We start from the raw sequence: 18315 nt of genomic DNA on the forward strand, positions 1-18315 counted from the left end.
TCTTTTTTATGGTACATCATGCAGGACATACCCTGTCCCTACATATGACTGCCTGTGTACATGCACAATGAACGGGCAGCCTGATTCGGGATGCTGCATCAAATTGACTTCTACCCCGAATACGCGGTGAATATTTTCACAAGTCATGACCTCTTGCGGGCTGCCTGCCGCTATGACCTTACCTTTTTTGAGCATAATCAGATGGTCGGCGTACTGTGCGGCAAGGTTCAAATCGTGCAGTACTGCCACCACGCAATAGCCTTTTTGTGCCAATCGGCGGGCAAGGTCTAAGGTGTGGTATTGATGCAGCAGGTCTAAACCCGTAATCGGTTCGTCCAAAAAAAGATATTTTGGCGTATCAACAGGCGACTGCGGGTTGTGCAATTCTCTGCTGTCGGTAATTTGCGCCAGCACACGCGCCAATTGCACGCGCTGTTGTTCACCGCCGGAAAGCGTTTGATAGGTCCTGCCTTTCAAATGCTGCGTACCTGTCTGTTGCATGGCAAAATCAACAATTGCACGGTCGGTCGGGGTCGGATGCCCGTTGAAATGCGGATAGCGTCCCATTAGTACCAATTCTTCGCATACAAATGGCAGTGAAAGTTGCTGTTGTTGCGAAAGCACGGCACGCATTTGTGCCATTTGCATTGCCGAAAAACTGTTCAACGGCTTGCCGTGAAAATACACGCTGCCCTGCTGCAAGGGATAGTCGCGGCAAAGCACTTTGAGCAAGGTAGATTTACCTGCACCGTTAGCACCGACAATGGCAGTGAAAGCACCTGCGCGGGCTTCCAGCGAAACATCGGACAGCAACTGTTTTGCCCCGATTCGGTAGCTGAGATGTGAAACCTGAATCATACGGTCATGCGGCGTTTTTCTTTTATCAGAATCCAAAGGAAAAAGGGCGTACCAAGCATCGCAGTGATGATACCGATGGGCAATTCGGAAGGCGCAACCGCCGTGCGCGAAATCAAATCGGACGTGGTCAGGACGGCAGCACCCAGTAGCGCCGAAGCGGGCAGAATCAGTTTATGGTCTGCCCCTGCAAACAGGCGCAGCAAGTGCGGAATCACCAGCCCGATAAAGCCGATAGTTCCGGCAACTGCAACCGATGCACCCACTGCCATGGTTGCCCACAAAATGACTTGGCGTTTGAGCGATTTGACATCAATGCCCAAATACGCCGCTTCGCTTTCGCCTAATGCCAGCGCATTGAGGGCTTTTGAAAGGCGCGGCAGTGCAATCATCGGCAGCAGCACGAACGGCGCGACGGCGGCTACGCTTTCCCAACTTGCCCCGCCCAAACTACCCAAACCCCAGAATACGATGCTGCGCAATTGTGCATCGGTGGCGGTGTAGGTCAGTAGCCCCGTAAGTGCCCCCGCAAGTGCGTTAATGGCAATACCTGCCAGCAACATAGTAGCGATAACGGCTTTGCCGCCCGTTTTGGAAAGTCGGTAAACGGTCAGCGTGGTTATCACCGCACCGCCAAAGGCAAAGACCGACAGCGCATAGAATCCCAATAGTCCCGAGAGAGCGGTAAACACCTTGATTTCCAGTACAATCATTACAACGGCAAAAAGCGAAGCACCGGCAGAAACGCCAATCAGTCCCGGGTCTGCCAGCGGGTTGCGAAACAAGCCTTGCATGGAAGCCCCTGCCACTGCCAATGAAGCCCCTACCAATACGCCCAATAACACACGCGGCAGGCGAATAATCCAAAAAACGGCATCTTGTTGCGGCTCAAACCCGACAGCTTCGCCGCCAAAGCGATGGCTGACGATTGCCAACAGTTCGCGCCAGCCAATAGAAACCGCCCCGATGCACACCGAGCAAACGACTACTGCCAACAATAAGGCAATCAGTACCGAAATAATAAGCGTTTGTTTCATAGTCAGCGGATTTTATCGGCTAATTCCTGCAAGGCTTTGCCTAATCGCGGACTAAATCCGGTGAGCAGTTGCCCGTCCATTTCTACAATCTTGCGGTTTTTGCCTGCATTGGTTTGGGCAACACCCTGCACCTGCAACAACCCGTTGATACCACCCAAACTTTGCAAGCCGCTGCTAAACAGCAAAATCACGTCGGGGTTTGCCTGCAACAGCGATTCGGCTGTCAACGGTTTGAAGTCGTTGAAGTCGTTGGCGGCATTTTCACCGCCTGCCATTTCTATTGCCTGCGCTACACTTGTATTCTTACCCGCAACCATCAGCGAGCCTGCCCCGCGTGCATAAATGAAGAGTACTTTTTTCCGTGTAGCGGGTTTTTTGAGCGCGGCTACTTCTTTGCCTACCCGTTCGGCAAGGGCATTGCCTTGCGCGGCAAGATTAAAATCTGCCGCCACTTGTCGGATGAGTTTTTGCGTGCCTTGCAGCGAATATTCCTGTTCGTAAAGCAGTGTTTTAATGCCTGCGGCTTTCAGTTGTTGTTCCAATGCGGGGGACAATTGGCTGCGGATGCCGACAAAAACGGTCGGGCGCAATGCCAAAATACCTTCTGCCGATATATTACGGTTATGCCCGATTTTGGGGACTTTTTGCAGACTTTCGGGATAAGTGCTTGTTACATCCACGCCCGCAATATTTTTTTCCAACCCGAGTTCACACAGTATTTCACTAATGGTGCCGCTTGCCGAGACAATCCGTTCGCCGTTGGTCTGTGCCTGTATTAGGTTAATCAGGCAGCTTATCAGTAAGATTTGAAGAATGAATTGACGCATAGTGTTTTTCGTTGCAAGTGATTTTTGATGCGCAAATATTGAGCTTATTTAGACTAAATCCAAATAATTATCGCCAATTATTTGGAATCATTCTAAACAAGCCATAGGTTTGCAGCGTCAAACAGACCTCAAACATGAAAAGAATATGTACCATAAAATTTATCAGTGCGCTGATAATCAGTCAGATGCAGGCTCATGCGCAAAGTGACAGCCTGAAAATGCGCGAGTTGGATGAATTGGTCATCACCGCTACCCGTACCGAAAAGATGGTTTCGGCTCTGCCCATGCCCGTTACCGTTGTTTCACAGAAGCAGATACAACAGATGGGCAGTTTGCGGCTGAACGAGGTTTTGCAGGAACAAACCGGACTTGCCATTGTCAATAATCACGGGCAGGGTTTGCAGGTACAGGGGTTCAATCCCGAATACACGCTGATTTTGATTGACGGCGAGCCGCTCATCGGGCGCACAGCCGGAACATTGGAACTTTCGCGAGTGGCAGTAGGCAATATCAAGCAAATTGAAATCGTCAAAGGTCCGAGTTCAAGCCTCTATGGTTCGGAAGCACTGGCAGGCGTGGTAAACATCATTACGGAAAACCCCACAGCCAATCGCGCTGCTTTTTCCGCACGCTACGGCAGCAATCGCACGTTGGATTTAACCTCTAATCTGCAATGGAAGAAAGAGCGTACCTCTGCTTCGTTGTTCCTCAATCGGTACAGCACGGCGGGTTATGACCTTACGCCCCAAACTTTCGGGCAAACCGTTGAACCGTTTCACAACTACACGTTGCAAGCCAAAGCCGAACATCGCTTTTCCGATGCGTGGCGGCTCAGCTTTTCGGGGCGTTACTTTGCCGAACGGCAAACCGATAACTTCAATGTCGGCTCTGCACAAACGCCCGACTTGGTCAGCGGCGAAGGCAGCATTAAAGACCTGAATCTCAACCCCGTTCTGCATTTTAAGCCTTCGGGCAATTTCAGCGGGCGCATCAGCTTGTATCATTCCCGATACCGCACCGATGCGGCAAGCCGCCACCTGAGCGACGGCAAACCGTTTGACGAAAGTTTCTTCAACCAAACTTTTCTGCGTCCCGAAACCCAGCTCATTTGGCTGTTTTCACCCAAGCACAATACTACTTTCGGCGCGGGCATGGTGCAGGAAAGCGTTGAGGCAACCCGTTACACGCAACGGCAGCAGTTCCACACCATTTATGCCTTTGCCCAACACGAGTGGCTGCCTACCGAAAAATGGCACATCATCGCGGGCGGACGTTTTGACAACCATAGTGTGTATGGTTCGCAATTCAGCCCCAAACTTTCGGCGCAGTATCAACTGACCCCGAAAATTGCCCTTCGGGCATCGGGCGGTGTGGGCTTCAAAGCACCCGATTTTCGGCAATTGTACCTGAATTTTGTCAATACTGCCGCGGGCTATTCAGTGTTTGGAACAGAGGAAGTCAGCCGCCTGATTCAAGAATTGCAGGCACAGGGGCAAATCGGTGAAGTGTTTTTCAATCCCGAAACGGCAGGCAGTTTGCGAGCCGAGCGTTCACTTTCGTGGAACTTCGGCGGCAAATGGAATGCTTCCGAACAAACGTTGATTAATGTCAATTTCTTCCGCAACGACATTCGCGATTTGATTGAATCGCAGGTGTTTGCGCGACGCACCAACGGACAGAATATTTTCAGCTACCGCAACCTGAGCCGCGTATTTACGCAAGGCATGGAACTGGACGCTTCGCAACAAATTTCCGATTACCTCTGCATTTCGGCAGGCTATCAGTTGCTGTTCACGGGCGACAAATCGGTAATTGAACGGATTGACAAGGGCGAAATTTTCCGCCGCGACCCCGTTACGCTCATCACAAGCCGCCTGAGCCGCAGCGACTACGGCGGACTGTTCGGACGCAGCCGCCACATGGCAAACGCCAAAATATTCTACGAAAACAAAGCCAAAGGTTGGACTGCCAACTTGCGTGCCGTCTGGCGCGGACGCTACGGACTTGGCGACCGCAACGGAAATCTGGTATTAGACGATGCTTCAGAATACGTAAACGGCTTTGTAACCCTGAACGTCGCAGCAAGCAAAACTTTCTTCGGCGAAAAACTCAGGCTGCAAGTCGGGGCAGACAATCTGCTCAATTTTACCGACCCGACGGCGATTCCCAACATGCCCGGGCGACTATTGTGGACAAGTCTTCATTTCCAAATCCGATAAACTCAACCGACAAACAAACTTGCCATGTGCACCGGTTACATTCTGTTTCATCACGAGTCGGGCTTTGCCGCCTATTGCCAAAAGTGCGGCTGCGTGCGGTTTGCTTTCGGAACAACCGCCGTTTATTTCACCGAGTCTCAGTTCAGGTTGTTTTGCGAGTACATCTTGGATTTTTACCCGCACTACGACCCTGCGAGCCTGATGAAAAACGTGTGGATTCCTTTGGGCGAGCAAAATACTTACCTGATTCTCAGCGGGAAAGAATTACATCGGCTCAAAAAATCGCTGCGCATCGCATTAAACAGGCTGCATATCCGCCGACTTGTTGAAACGGCATGTGAACAACTCAACTGACGGATTTCATCAAATCCGCCGTCTGCTTTTCAAAATTCCAAATTTCAAACAAACCCAAACCTTTTTTACCATGAAAAACTTCACAGTTTTAATTGCCTGCGCAGTACTGTTGCTGCCTGCGCTCACATCTTGTAAAGATGACAACGTAAACCCCGTACAACCCGTTGTTACGCAAACCGTGCGCGACTTGCCCGCCGACCCCGTTACTATTGACCCTGCTACGGGCAGACCTCTGGGCGGCACGAATCGCTTCACGCTGTACAGTCTGCGCGAAAACCGCATCATTGCCAATTCGGACAGTGCCACCAACAAATGGGACATCGGTTTCAGAGGCACAACCCTGATTGTCAACGGCGGGGCTATTCGCAGCGGACAAGGCGGCGCGTACATCTTCACGGGACTTTTTGACGAACTGAAAGAAATTCCTGCAACGGCAGAGTTCCGCACCGACCAAAGCCCGAGCAATCTTGCCATCCCGAACGCTTCGGGGCAGGGCTGGTACAACTACAATTCGCAAACACACCTGATTACGCCTATTCCCGGACGGGTGATTGTGCTGCGCACGGGCGATGGAAAATTTGCCAAAATGGAAATTTTGAGCTATTACAAAGGCGCACCTGCCGTGCCAAGCTCAACTTCCGAGTCGCGTTATTACACCTTCCGATTCAGTTTTCAACCCGACGGCAGCCGCAAGTTTTAAACCTTCATGTTGCTATATCTGAATGCTGAGACATCGTAATAGTCTTGTGTAAAATTGAAACAGCCTCCGGTTACTGGTTGGAGGCTGTTTGCTTTATTAGCTTTTATGTTTTGCCGAGCAGCCTAATTTTTGTATCCCGCCTGATTGAGCAGTGAGTTATAAAAGGCAATGGAGGCTGCCAATTGTTGAGGATTGTCAAAATCTGGTTTGTGCTCTTCTAAATAGGCCTCAAACCCTTGTTGCGGAGGCAGCGCTTTCAATAGGCTTTTGCGGTTCTTTTTAAGTTTTATCAGCGACTTATCGGGCGCTACCAGATAGTACTCCACGTGCGAGGTGAATTTATCGTAATAGCGCCCCGTGCTTTGGGCTTTGCCGATGTCAGATGCTAAGAATCCGCGGGTATGATACGCCAGCAGGCCATATGCGCCCTCGTGCAGCACTTCGCAGAATCGGGGCGCATTTTTATCGCCTACGGGAAAGCGTTTAAAAATGTGTTTGTTTTTTTGCAGCGTGTCGTCCATAACGAAATACTCCACTGCCGTAGCATCCACAATCAGCGAATCGCCCGTGTCTTTGCGCCATATCATCAGTTCTTGTGCCTGATACACGTCTAACTTGGCAGGGATATTTTTTACCACATAGCCGTCCTTCATATGGATGTTGGTCGGCATCCATTGCGGGAATACGTAGGGCGAACCTTCATAGCCTTTGGCACGGTTGTCAAAGGTGCGCATCATCATGTTGGTGCCGCGGTTCAGCGTGCCGTCGTTGCTAAACAGTTTGCGCAAATCGTTGTCTAAACTGATTGCCTGAACAGCTTGCTTGCCTTGCTCGGGTTTGTTTTGTGCATATCCGCTACTTGCCGACAATATACCAAGTGCTGCTATGAGCGTTAAAAAATAGCCTTTCATACAAATTGTTTTTCAGATAGTTGCAATTTACGAAAGCTGTACCACAGCCTGTTACATTTGCAGTATCTTTTGCAGTTGTTCACGAGTGGTAATCGGGTTATCGTATTTTTTCAGGTTGAAAGTGTAGCTTTTGCTTTGCAACAGTCTATACCAGTCTAACTTCCGCCAATCTTCTACCGGAAAGTAAGCAATGGAGTAATCCGGCATCACAGCAAAGATATGTGTGGTTTGTCCGGGTGCAATGTAGATGTTTTTCCACTGTTCCTTGGTGAGTACTATTTTGAAGGCCTGTTCTGCGTTGATGTAGTAGATTCTTTCGGGCTGCTCCTGTTGCAGGCGGAAGTCTGCCATAATTTCAATTGCACCGGGCAGTTTCATGATTTTGTCAAAGTTGAAAAAACCAAAGTTGCTGATGCTTATGGGGCGAAAAACTTCGGCTATCTCATCTATTTTACGGCTTTGTTCATTCATGATTTGCACCAATTGTTCATACTCCTTAGACAGGTTATCGGGTTTGCGGCGCAAAAATTCGCTGATGCGCATGTAGGGGCGCGCACGGAAGCTGAACGTGTTCATCACCTTGTTTTCATAAACGGTTTTCCAGCGATAAACCGTGCGTGGTTCAATTTTACCTACCCGACGCTGTTTGGTACGTGAATTGACCTGCCATGTAGTATCATATTCGGTAAAAGACTGACGCACCTGTTTGGTTTTGCGGCGCTGGATGCTCAGTTTGTACGAGCCGTCTTTTTGCATGTCGGCAGTAGAGGTGAGGTGGAAATATTCATTGGTATCGCTGTTACTGCTCGTATATCCCAATTGCTCACTCAGCCATTGGGGAGTTTGTATGTCCTCCAACTTTTGCCATACGAGCGTGTAGGCGGGATAGTGGCTTTTGCCCAATTTCACGGGTGCATTCACCGTCAAATTTTCATAAACAGACATGCCGTAGGTATCCAGCAAGCGGCGGAAGTTGGCTTGCAGATTTTTGTCATATACCTTATTGTACTGATAGTTGAAATAGACATCCAAGGCCTCGCCAAAGTGCAATATCATCAGGTCTTTGGGGTTTACGGCACGCACCGATTCCAGTGAATCTTTCATGCGCTTTTTGGCTGCATTAGGCTTGGCAGGGCGCGCTTCTCTTTTAAATACCCACTTGCCTGCTTTTTCGTCCCACTCATAAAAACTGTAATCGTCGCCTTTTTGATAGGAAGCAAAGGTTATATCTATTTCTTTGCCCGAAGCGACAGAGAGTTCGCGGTCGCCCTGTTGTGCCGAAATATCCATCATGCCTGCGGTTTGGAACTGATAGGTAGTACCCGCACTGTCGTATTCAAGGGGTGCGCCTGCTGCAAAGGCATCTATTGCGCCGTGCAGTTCGCGGTATTTCAGGACTACTTTGCCTTTGACAAGGTTGCCGTCCTCATCGGTAAGCGCATCGGGCGGCACGATAATCTGCGTACCGCTTGGGTGGTTGATGAGCGCACCTTCCTCTGCCGCAAATTCGTAGGTGGTGTAAGGAATATCCAGTGCAGGAATCGGTGGTTGAAAAGCCTGCTTTTTTTCGGTGCATTGCCAGCCGCTCAGGGCAACAAGAGCAAGTAAAAGAAATGGGAGATTTTTCATAGGTTTGTCGGGTGGATTGATTTGAAACGATTAACCGCGTTCTGCGTGTGTTTTTCGCATATCTATGAACAGTTTTTGTTTTTCTTCTTCGCTAAGTGAAATGCCGTGGACAGCCAAGGGGCGAATGGCTTGGATAGTGCCGTTCTTATCTCGGTAGTACATCACGATATCATATTGCCGTTTGCTTTTCAGTAACGTCAGGCTTGGGAAAGTTGCCAGCGAAGCAATCAGAAACAACCAGTAGTTGCCAAGGCCGATGGTTAGTGCCCACAGCAACGCAACTCCTGATATCAACAAAAAAAGGGAACGACCATTGGCAGATGTCCCGTATTGCAGTTCTACCTGAACAATATTTTGCCAGTAGTATTCTGTCTTGTCTATTATCAGGCGAGAAGGAACGAGTAGGATTTTGCTTGAATGACTCATGGGGTAAACAGATGGTTTCAATGCTTGATACCACTGATACTGCTTAGGTTCCCTGTTTTTTTAAAAAAAATCTTGGAAAAGCTATATCGTTTGATGCTTTTACGGTATCCCTTTGACAATCAGCGCAAATCGTCCGAACTTTGTATCACTATGTTTACACCTGCACAAGCGGAGCGTTTCGCTGCTATGGAAACGCCCTTTTTCTACTACGACCTATCGCTGCTCAAAAAAACCATTGATGTAGCAGCATTACATGCCCGCAAGCATCAGTTTCATATCCACTATGCGCTGAAAGCCAATGTGAACCGCGAAATTTTGCAACCGATTGCCGCAGCAGGCTTTGGTGCGGACTGTGTGAGCGGCAATGAAGTCCTGCGCGCATTAGAGGCCGGTTTTTCTCCTGATAAAGTGGTTTTTGCAGGCGTTGGCAAATCCGACAAGGAAATCCGCACAGCACTGGCACACGATATCTTTTGTTTCAATGTGGAGTCGGTAGAGGAATTACAGGTAATTAACGAACTGGCGGCACAGGCAGGCAAAACAGCTACGGTTGCCCTGCGTGTAAACCCCTTGGTGGAGGTAAATACACACCACTATATTACCACAGGGACGGCCGAAAATAAGTTTGGCATTCCCCCGCGTGACTTTGACGCGTTGCTGCAACTGTTGCCGCAATTGTCCTATGTAAAAGTGATAGGTCTGCATACGCATATCGGTTCGCAGATTTGCGACATGGATAATTTTAAAAATACCTGCCTGAAATTCAACGAAATACGCCGATGGTTTGAAGAACACGGCTTGCAATTTACAGACCTGAACGTAGGTGGCGGGCTGGGCGTGGACTACAAACAACCCGATGAACACCCGATTCCTGATTTTGAAAGCTATTTTGATACAGTGAGTCGCTATTTGGAGCGCACACCACAGCAGCAGGTACATTTTGAATTAGGCCGTTCCATCGTAGCCCAATGCGGCAGCCTGATTACCCGTGTGCTGTACACCAAGCAAGGCGAAACCAAGCGCTTTGCGATTGTAGATGCAGGCATGACCGAGCTCATTCGTCCTGCGCTTTATCAGGCATATCACAAGATAGAAGCGGTGGGTGTTGCGGCTGACGAGTCTTATGCTTACGATGTGGTAGGCCCGATTTGTGAATCTTCCGATTTTTTTGGGAAGGAAGTAGTACTGCCCGCGCTCAAACGCGGCGATTTGCTGGCCATTCGCACAGCGGGTGCTTACGGGGAAGTGATGACCTCATTCTACAACCTGCGCGAAAAAGCCCCTGCGGTTTATGAAGATTGAACGCAGCAACTTGCTATCCCATCCATAGCCAAAGGGTTTGTAAGTATTTTTTGTAAATTATTGAAAAACAGTTGTTTAAACCTGACAGGCATCTAATAATGTTTGGTTTGTATATATTATACCCACCATAGCAGAGGGTTCGCAGCCCCTTTGATACAGACGAATCCTTTGCTACAGATAGCTGTGGATTTTGTAACTTCACCGCGCAACAAACTTTACTTTATGCGCAGCAAATCACTTGGCAAATTGCTTAATATAGAGCGCACCGAACGAGGTGCCGTACTGACAACCGACTTCGGCACGCTTGCCGTTACGTTCCATGCCCCCGACACCGTGCGCGTGCAGGCATGGCAAGCCGACACCGAACGCGAAACTTTTTCCTACGCACTTGCAGACCGACCAACCGCGCCTTTCACCGTTCAATGGGACGAGCAGGCGGGCATGCTGCAACTCAAAAGCGACGAACTCACCCTGCACATCCATAAAAACCCCGTGCGCCTGCAATTTTTTGACGCAACGGGCACGCTGCTCAACGAAGATGAGCCTGCTTTCGGCATTTCATGGATAGGGCATCAGGCAACCGCCTACAAAACCCTGCAACCCGACGAGCGATTTATAGGCATGGGCGAAAAAACGGGCAACTTAGACCGCCGAGGCAGCGGCTTTTCCCATTGGAACACCGACTTTTTCGGCTATGGCACCGAAAGCGACCCGCTGTACGCATCTTTGCCTTTCTACATTGGCATTTTGCCGCGCAGCAGGCGGTGTTATGGCATTTTTATGGATAGCCCCGTGAAGTCGCATTTTAATTTCGGGGCTTCCAACGACCGTTTCGCCTCATTCACCGTAGAAGAGGGCGAAATGAACTACTACTTCTTTGCCGGAACGACTGTTGCCGATATTGTCAAAGCCTATTGCCGCCTTACGGGAACGATACCGCTGCCGCCCAAATGGAGTTTGGGGTTTCATCAAAGCCGTTACAGCTATTACCCGCACCACGAAGTGCGCACGCTGGCGCAAACTTTCCGCGACAAGCAAATTCCCGCGGATGTCATCCATTTGGACATCCACTATATGGACCGCTACAAAATTTTCAGTTGGGACAAAGAGCGCTTCCCTGCTCACCGCCAACTGATTGCCGATTTGAAAAACATGGGCTTTCAGGTCGTAGTCATTTGTGACCCGGGCATCAAAGTAGAGGAAGGCTATGAGCCGCACGACGACGGAGTGGCAAAAGACGTGTTCATCAAATACCCCGACGGCACGTATTACCGCGGGCAGGTTTGGCCCGGCTGGTGCTATTTCCCCGATTTCACCGATGAAAAAGCCCGCCAATGGTGGGGCGAAAAGTTCGCCGAGTACGTCCAAAGCGGCATAGAAGGCTTCTGGAACGACATGAACGAACCCGCTACATGGGGGCAAAAGTTCCCCGATTTGGTGGAGTTCAGCTACGAGGGGCAAACCGCAACCGCCCGCAAAGCCCGCAACGTGTACGGCATGCAAATGGCGCGGGCAACCTACGAAGGCACAAAAAAACTGATGAACGGCAAGCGTCCGTTCGTGCTGACAAGGGCTGCCTATGCGGGTGCGCAGCGATATACTGCCCTCTGGACGGGCGACAACACCTCATCGGACGAGCATATGTTGCTGGGGGCGCGCTTGGTGAGCAGCATCGGGCTTACGGGCATTCCCTTTGCGGGCTACGACGTGGGCGGATTCGTAGGCGAACCTTCCGTCGCGCTGTTTGCCCGATGGATTGCGCAAGGGGCATTCGCGCCGTTTTTCCGCTGCCACACCATGATTAACACCCGCGACCAAGAGCCTTGGAGCTTTGGCGAAGAAGCGGAAGCCATTTCGCGCAACTACATCAGCCTTCGTTACCGCCTGATGCCTTACATCTATTCGGTTTTCTACGAGGCCTCAAAAAGCGGGTTGCCCGTAGCGCGTTCGCTGGCATTAGACAACCCCTACGACGACCGCGTGTACAACACCAACTATCAGAACGAATACCTCTTCGGTCCCGGTTTGCTGGTTTGCCCGACCGAAAGCACCCGCACCATCACCAAAGTATTCCTGCCCGAAGGCAAATGGTATTACCTTTACAACAATCAGCCTTACGAGGGCAACAGCGAGGTACTGGTGGAAAGCCCCTTAGAGTTTCTGCCCGTGTTTGCCAAAGCAGGCGCGATTATCCCGATGCAAAGTTTGGTACAGTCCATCCGTGAGGCGCACGACGGCACGCTCTACCTGCACGTGTACCGCCACAACGGCAGTTCCGATTTTGTATTTTATGAAGACGACGGGCAAAGCTACGACTACGAACGGGGCGTTTATCACCGCCGCGTCATCGTATATCAGGGTGCATCGCACGAGTTGATTCTGGAAGCTGCCGAAGGAAGTTTTGCAAGCACTTTTACCAACCTGAAACTCATTTTGCACGGCTTTGAAGAGGAAATCGGCGATGAGGTGTTGCTCAACGGGCAGCCGTTGGCAACTGCCGACGAAGAGTTGGCACTCTTAGACCCGCTGCCTAACTTTGACCCCTTAGGCAAACCGATTTTGCGGGTTGTGCAACAAAATAAAACAATCACTTGCCCGTTGGTGAAACAACGGATGGTGTTTAAATGGTAAAAAAACGGCTTCGCCAATACGCTAACCGCGCCGCATTCAACAAATTGCTGTTGCTGGCAACCGACCTTTTGCTGGGGGCGGTTGCCTTTGTTTTGTCTTTGCTTTTGTTTGAAGAGCAAGCCCCCGTTGCCTTAGGGCAAACCGCTGCCCTTGCCCTTGTGCTGCGACTGGCGGCATTTTTCGTTTTCAAAACCTACGCCGTCGTTATTCGCTTCATCCACCTGCGCGACATGGCAAAACTTACTCTCGCGCTGATGCTGTCCGATGTCGCTTTGGGTGTGCTTTCCTATGCCGTTTGGGGTAAATTTTCTGTTGCCATCGGCATTGCCTACTTCACCCTGTCGCTGATGGCACTGGCGGGCTATCGGGCATTGGTGCGCTATTTCAGTTGGGGCAACGATGCCGCCGATGAACATCCGCCTGTTCGCTTGCTCATTTTCGGGGCAGGCAGCGCGGGACTCATCACCAAGCACGTGTTGGAACATGCCCCCGGGCTTTCTTACAAGGTCGTTGCCTTTTTTGACGACGACCCGATGAAAAGCGGCAAAACCATTGAAGGCGTGCGCGTGTTCAACGTAGCCGAACATTTCAAAGACATTATCCGAAAAAACGGCGTGCAAAAAGCCGTCATTGCCATTCATCACCTTTTGCCCGAACGCAGGCAACAGTTTATAGAATGGTGTTTGGAAGCGGAAGTTCCCGTGATGAAAGTGCCGCCGCTAAGCCAATGGTACGAAGGCGGATTCAACCCCGCACAGTTGGAAAACGTGCGCATAGAAGACCTTTTGGAACGCGAACCCATCCGCATGGAGTCGCCGCACGTGCGCGAAACGTTCAGCGATAAAATTGTGCTGGTTACGGGTGCTGCGGGTTCTATCGGGCGCGAACTTTGCCGCCAATTGGTACGCTGCCGCCCGCGACAATTGTTGTTGTTAGACAAAGCCGAATCAGCCTTGCACGAGTTGCACCTGTCGCTCTTGGAAGAGGAGCATTACCCAGATGCGCTGCCCGTTTTGGCAGACGTTACCGATGCGGCAAACATAGCGCAAATCTTTGCCCGACATCGTCCGCAAGCCGTTTTGCACGCTGCCGCCTACAAGCACGTGCCGATGATGGAAAACTACCCGCAACAGGCGGTCAAAGTCAATATTTTCGGCACAAAGCACGTGGTGGATGCTGCCGTTCGTTACGGTGCGGAAAAGTTCATTCTGGTTTCTACCGATAAAGCCGTAAACCCTACCAACGTGATGGGCGCATCCAAGCGCATTGCCGAGCTGTACGTACAGGCATTGCACATGCAGGGCAGCGCGACCGCCTTTGCCGTTACGCGCTTCGGCAACGTTTTGGGTTCGGACGGCTCGGTCATTCCGCGTTTCAAAAAGCAAATTCAGGCGGGCGGTCCCGTAACGGTAACCTCGCCCGACATCGTGCGCTATTTCATGACCATTCCCGAAGCGGCGCAACTCATTTTGGAAGCGGGAGCAATGGGCAGTCAGGCGGAAATTTTCCTGTTTGACATGGGGCAACCCGTGCGCATCGCCGACTTAGCCCGCAAAATGATACGGCTGGCAGGCTTACAGCCCGACAAAGACATCGCCATTCGGTTTACGGGCTTGCGACCCGGCGAGAAACTCATGGAAGAACTTTTGTTGCAACAGGAAAATACCCTGCCGACTTATCACCCCAAAATCCGCATTGCCAAAAACATCCCGCAACTTGACATGCAGGGGGTGGATTTTTCATTGCAAGAATTTCAACATAAAATTGCAGAAAATGCCGATGATGCGGAAATTGTGCGCCTGATGATGCGTTTAGTACCCGAGTTTCAAAGCACAAATCCTAAGTTTGCAGCCGTTGGCGCACAAAAAAATTTGTAACAATCGGAACTTTTCTTCGTTTGGTACATATAAAACGGGGATGCCCGTTTCGCTGCGCGAATGAATTGTGTTGTTTGAATATCGTAGGTACAGGGCATGCCCTGTACCTACTACAAACGAAAAACAAACAACGGAAAACACGACAAAAAAACATACAACCAACCAAACCGTCAACCTTTGAATGACTGATGCCGAAAAACCTTGTCATAGTAGAGTCGCCCGCCAAGGCAAAAACCATTGAGGGCTATTTGGGAAAAGAATACACCGTCAAGTCGAGCTACGGGCATGTTCGCGACCTGCCCAAAACCGACGATGCGATTGACATTAAAAACAACTTCACGCCGCGCTACGAAATTTCGGAAGACAAGCGCGAAATAGTTGCTCAACTCTCTAAACTCGCCAACGAATCCGATGTGATATGGTTGGCAACGGACGACGACCGCGAAGGAGAAGCCATTTCATGGCACTTGTACGAAGCCCTGCACCTTGACCGCAAGGATACCCGACGCATTGTTTTCCGCGAAATCACCAAGTCAGCTATCCAAAAGGCGATTCAGCAGCCGCGCAACATTGATATAGACCTTGTAAATGCCCAACAGGCGCGCCGCATTTTAGACCGCTTGGTAGGTTTTGAACTGTCGCCGATTTTGTGGAAAAAAATCAAAAGCGGGCTTTCTGCGGGGCGCGTGCAGTCGGTTGCCGTGCGGCTCATCGTAGAGCGCGAGCGCGAAATCATCCGTTTCAAACCCGAATCGGAATACAAAATCACCGCCGTTTTCAATTTAGACAAAGGCAAAGAATTGCAAGCCGAGCTTCCTAAGCGCTTCAAAACCGAAGCGGAAGCCGAAGCGTTTTTGCAATGCTGCATCGGGGCAACCTTTACAATTGCCAATCTGGAAAAGAAACCCGCCAAAAAATCGCCTGCGCCGCCGTTTACAACCTCTACTTTGCAGCAGGAGGCAAGCAACAAGTTGCGTTTCGGCGTATCGCAAACCATGCGATTGGCGCAAAAGCTCTACGAAGCGGGGCATATTTCCTACATGCGTACCGACTCGGTGAACCTTTCCGACGAGGCAATGGAAGCCGCCGCCAACGCCATTAAAAAGGAGTACGGCGAAGCCTACCATCAGCCGCGCCGCTACAAAACCAAGTCGGAAAGTGCGCAGGAAGCCCACGAAGCCATCCGCCCGACCGACTTTTCGCGCAAAGTGGCAGGCGACGACCGCAACGAGCAGCGGCTCTACGAATTGATTTGGAAACGCGCCATTGCTTCGCAAATGGCAGATGCCAAGTTGGAGCGCACCACGGCAAGCATCGGCATTTCCACTACGCCCGAAATTCTGGAAGCAACGGGCGAAGTCATCCTTTTTGACGGCTTTTTGAAGGTTTATTTGGAATTCAGCGGCGAAGAGGAAGACGAAGAGCAAAAGGGCATGTTGCCGCCGCTGCAAGTGGGGCAAGTGTTGGATTTGAAACATCTGAAAGCCACCGAGCGATTCAGCCGCCCGCCTGCACGCTATACGGAGGCAAGTTTGGTGAAAAAACTGGAAGAATTGGGCATCGGCAGACCTTCCACCTACGCCCCGACCATCACTACGATTCAAGAGCGCGGCTACGTGGTCAAAGAGTCGCGCGAGGGCAAAGAACGCCCCTACACCGAACTCACTTTGCAGCAAAACACCATCAGCAAAGCGCAAAAAACGGAAAATACGGGTGCGGAAAGCATGAAACTTTTCCCGACCGACCTTGCCATGCAGGTTAATGATTTTCTGGTAGCGCATTTCCCGAACATCATTGACTACTCATTCACCGCCAAAGTAGAAGGAGAATTTGACCATATTGCCGAGGGCAAAACCCAATGGCAAAAGATGCTGGAAAGTTTTTACAAAGGCTTCCACCATCAGGTAGAGGACACGCAGAACAACGCAGACCGTGCCTCAACCGCCCGCAAAATCGGTATTGACCCGACCACCGGCAAGGAAATCATCGCCCGTTTGGGCAGATACGGCCCCTACGTGCAGTTGGGCAGCGAGGAAGACGGCACCGAAAAGCCGCAATTTGCAAGCCTTCGCAAAGGGCAGTTCATAGAAACCATTACTTTGGAAGAGGCTTTGGAACTGCTGGCAACTCCGCGCGAAGGGCGCTTGCTGGGCTACCACCCCGAAAGCGGCAAAGAAATGGTTGTGCGCGTAGGTAAATACGGCCCCTATGTACAGTTAGGCAGCGAGGAGGACGGCGTAAAGCCGCAATATGCGAGCCTGCGCAAAGGGCAATCGCCCGAAAAAATTACTTTGGAAGAGGCCTTGGAACTTTTCAAACTGCCGCGTGAGGTGGGGCAAATAGACGGCAAACCCGTAGTAGCCGCTATTGGCAGGTTCGGACCCTACGTGAGCTACGACAAGCAGTTTTTCTCATTGCCCAAAACCTTAGACCCGCTCACCGTTACGCTGGACGAAGCCAAAGAAGTGATTGAGAAAAAGCGCAAAGCCGACGCGGAAAAAGTCATTAAAGTATTCCCCGAAGATGCAAGCATTCGCATCCTAAACGGACGCTGGGGACCTTATATTGAGGCAGGCAAGCAAAATGTAAGGCTGCCCAAGGGAACAGAACCAGCCTTGCTGTCCTTTGACGAGGTAAAAGCGATAGTTGCTGCGGAAGCCCCTAAAACCGAACCGAAGGCAGGGGCAAAAACGGCAGCTAAATCAACTGCCAAAAAAACAACGGCAGCCAAAACAACAAAGTCGGCTACTGCCAAGAAAACCACTACTACCAAGAAGAAATGAAAACCTTTACATATCTGACGGTATTTCCGGCAATTGTTATGCTGCTGTGGGCTTGCGGAAACAGCGATGAGCAATTTGCCGCCAAAGCCCGCGAACTGTTAGGCAAGCAAGACTACGAAGGCGTGGTTCAACTGCTTGCCCCAAGGAAAGCGTCGTTAAGCGATGCCGATGCCGTGAATATGCTGGGCTATGCCTACATGGAGTTGCGTCAAACCGATTCGGCAATGACATGTTTCAATCAGGCTATCAAGCTCAACAACCAAAACTACAAGTATTTCTACAATCGAGGCAATGCGTTTTGGCAAATGGGTATGCCCGAAGAAGCCCTCAAAGACTTTGACCGCGCGCTGGAATTAGACCAGACCGTGTATGAGTTGTATCTGAATCGCGGGGCAATGCTGGCAGCCATGGGGCGGCACAAAGAGGCAATTGCCGATTTCAACCGTGCCGCCGACATGAACAAAAGCGACCGCAATATTTTCTTTAATCGCGCCCAAAGTCGGTTAGCCCTGAAAGAGTTCGACAAAGCCTCCGAAGACCTGCAATATTGCACCGAAATAGCTCCCGATTTTGCTCGCGCCTACTACATGCTGGGCTTGGTGATTTACTCACAATTGCCCGCCGATGCGAAAAACGACCCCAAAGGCTGTGAGTACCTGCAAAAAGCCGTCAATTTGGGTATGCCCGAAGCGCGCGATTTACTCTACGAAAAGTGCAGTCGGTAGATGACAAAGGTCATCGTTGGCAGCGCCGGGTTGTTGTTA

At 50.6% G+C, this 18315-nt stretch carries 14 protein-coding genes; 8 read left to right on the top strand and 6 right to left on the bottom strand.

All coding sequences use genetic code 11. From position 1 onward, the window contains the following. Positions 1-6: 6 nt before the first annotated feature. Genes NDK19_RS04750 through NDK19_RS04760 form a run of 3 tightly spaced genes read right to left on the bottom strand, consistent with a single transcriptional unit; the run spans position 7 to position 2719 of the window. On the bottom strand, positions 7-858 hold the full coding sequence (locus NDK19_RS04750) for a heme ABC transporter ATP-binding protein (protein ID WP_250630704.1): 852 nt from the start codon (positions 856-858) through the stop codon (positions 7-9). Beyond that, positions 855-1892 (bottom strand): FecCD family ABC transporter permease, encoded by a 1038-nt coding sequence (locus NDK19_RS04755; RefSeq protein ID WP_250630705.1) that lies wholly within the window; start codon positions 1890-1892, stop codon positions 855-857. Before NDK19_RS04755 ends, NDK19_RS04750 begins: the two co-directional genes overlap by 4 nt. A gap of 2 nt (positions 1893-1894) precedes the next feature. Next, positions 1895-2719, bottom strand: a complete 825-nt coding sequence (locus tag NDK19_RS04760) for a heme/hemin ABC transporter substrate-binding protein (protein WP_250630706.1) — start codon at positions 2717-2719, stop codon at positions 1895-1897. 134 nt (positions 2720-2853) lie between these two features. Here NDK19_RS04760 and NDK19_RS04765 point away from each other — a divergent pair, with 134 nt between their 5' ends. The 3 genes from NDK19_RS04765 (at position 2854) to NDK19_RS04775 (ending at position 5992) form a co-directional block, all read left to right on the top strand. Then, positions 2854-4938 (top strand): TonB-dependent receptor plug domain-containing protein, encoded by a 2085-nt coding sequence (locus tag NDK19_RS04765; RefSeq protein WP_250630707.1) that lies wholly within the window; start codon positions 2854-2856, stop codon positions 4936-4938. A 24-nt stretch (positions 4939-4962) separates the two neighbouring features. Then, positions 4963-5292, top strand: coding sequence for a DUF6686 family protein (locus NDK19_RS04770; RefSeq protein WP_250630708.1), 330 nt, complete (start codon positions 4963-4965; stop codon positions 5290-5292). A gap of 70 nt (positions 5293-5362) precedes the next feature. Then, positions 5363-5992, top strand: coding sequence for an HmuY family protein (locus tag NDK19_RS04775; RefSeq protein ID WP_250630709.1), 630 nt, complete (start codon positions 5363-5365; stop codon positions 5990-5992). Between the two features lie 122 nt (positions 5993-6114). Here NDK19_RS04775 and NDK19_RS04780 read toward each other — a convergent pair whose 3' ends face one another. The 3 genes from NDK19_RS04780 to NDK19_RS04790 are packed head-to-tail and all read right to left on the bottom strand — an operon-like array spanning position 6115 to position 8958. After that, positions 6115-6903 carry a hypothetical protein gene (locus NDK19_RS04780; protein WP_250630710.1) on the bottom strand — a complete coding sequence of 263 codons (789 nt, stop codon included), beginning with the start codon at positions 6901-6903 and terminating at the stop codon, positions 6115-6117. Positions 6904-6954: 51 nt separating this feature from the next. Further along, the gene (locus tag NDK19_RS04785) at positions 6955-8532 is read right to left on the bottom strand and encodes a hypothetical protein (protein ID WP_250630711.1); all 1578 of its coding nucleotides are present in this window, start codon (positions 8530-8532) and stop codon (positions 6955-6957) included. 30 nt (positions 8533-8562) lie between these two features. After that, positions 8563-8958 (bottom strand): hypothetical protein, encoded by a 396-nt coding sequence (locus tag NDK19_RS04790; protein WP_250630712.1) that lies wholly within the window; start codon positions 8956-8958, stop codon positions 8563-8565. Between the two features lie 93 nt (positions 8959-9051). Between NDK19_RS04790 and lysA the strand changes: the two genes are divergently transcribed. From lysA to NDK19_RS04815, 5 genes are all read left to right on the top strand, one after another. Next, on the top strand, positions 9052-10260 hold the full coding sequence (lysA, locus tag NDK19_RS04795; protein ID WP_262910276.1) for a diaminopimelate decarboxylase: 1209 nt from the start codon (positions 9052-9054) through the stop codon (positions 10258-10260). A gap of 222 nt (positions 10261-10482) precedes the next feature. Next, on the top strand, positions 10483-12891 hold the full coding sequence (locus NDK19_RS04800) for a glycoside hydrolase family 31 protein (protein ID WP_250630714.1): 2409 nt from the start codon (positions 10483-10485) through the stop codon (positions 12889-12891). After that, positions 12885-14768: a polysaccharide biosynthesis protein gene (locus NDK19_RS04805; RefSeq protein ID WP_250630715.1), complete on the top strand. Its 1884-nt coding sequence runs from the start codon at positions 12885-12887 to the stop codon at positions 14766-14768. The genes NDK19_RS04800 and NDK19_RS04805 overlap by 7 nt, the downstream gene beginning before the upstream one ends. A gap of 188 nt (positions 14769-14956) precedes the next feature. Beyond that, positions 14957-17551, top strand: coding sequence for a type I DNA topoisomerase (topA, locus tag NDK19_RS04810; RefSeq protein ID WP_250630716.1), 2595 nt, complete (start codon positions 14957-14959; stop codon positions 17549-17551). Next, positions 17548-18276 carry a tetratricopeptide repeat protein gene (locus tag NDK19_RS04815; RefSeq protein ID WP_250630717.1) on the top strand — a complete coding sequence of 243 codons (729 nt, stop codon included), beginning with the start codon at positions 17548-17550 and terminating at the stop codon, positions 18274-18276. The genes topA and NDK19_RS04815 overlap by 4 nt, the downstream gene beginning before the upstream one ends. Positions 18277-18315: the final 39 nt, after the last annotated feature.

The sequence above is a fragment of the Rhodoflexus caldus genome (genome assembly GCF_021206925.1).
Lineage (GTDB): Bacteria > Bacteroidota > Bacteroidia > Cytophagales > Thermoflexibacteraceae > Rhodoflexus > Rhodoflexus caldus.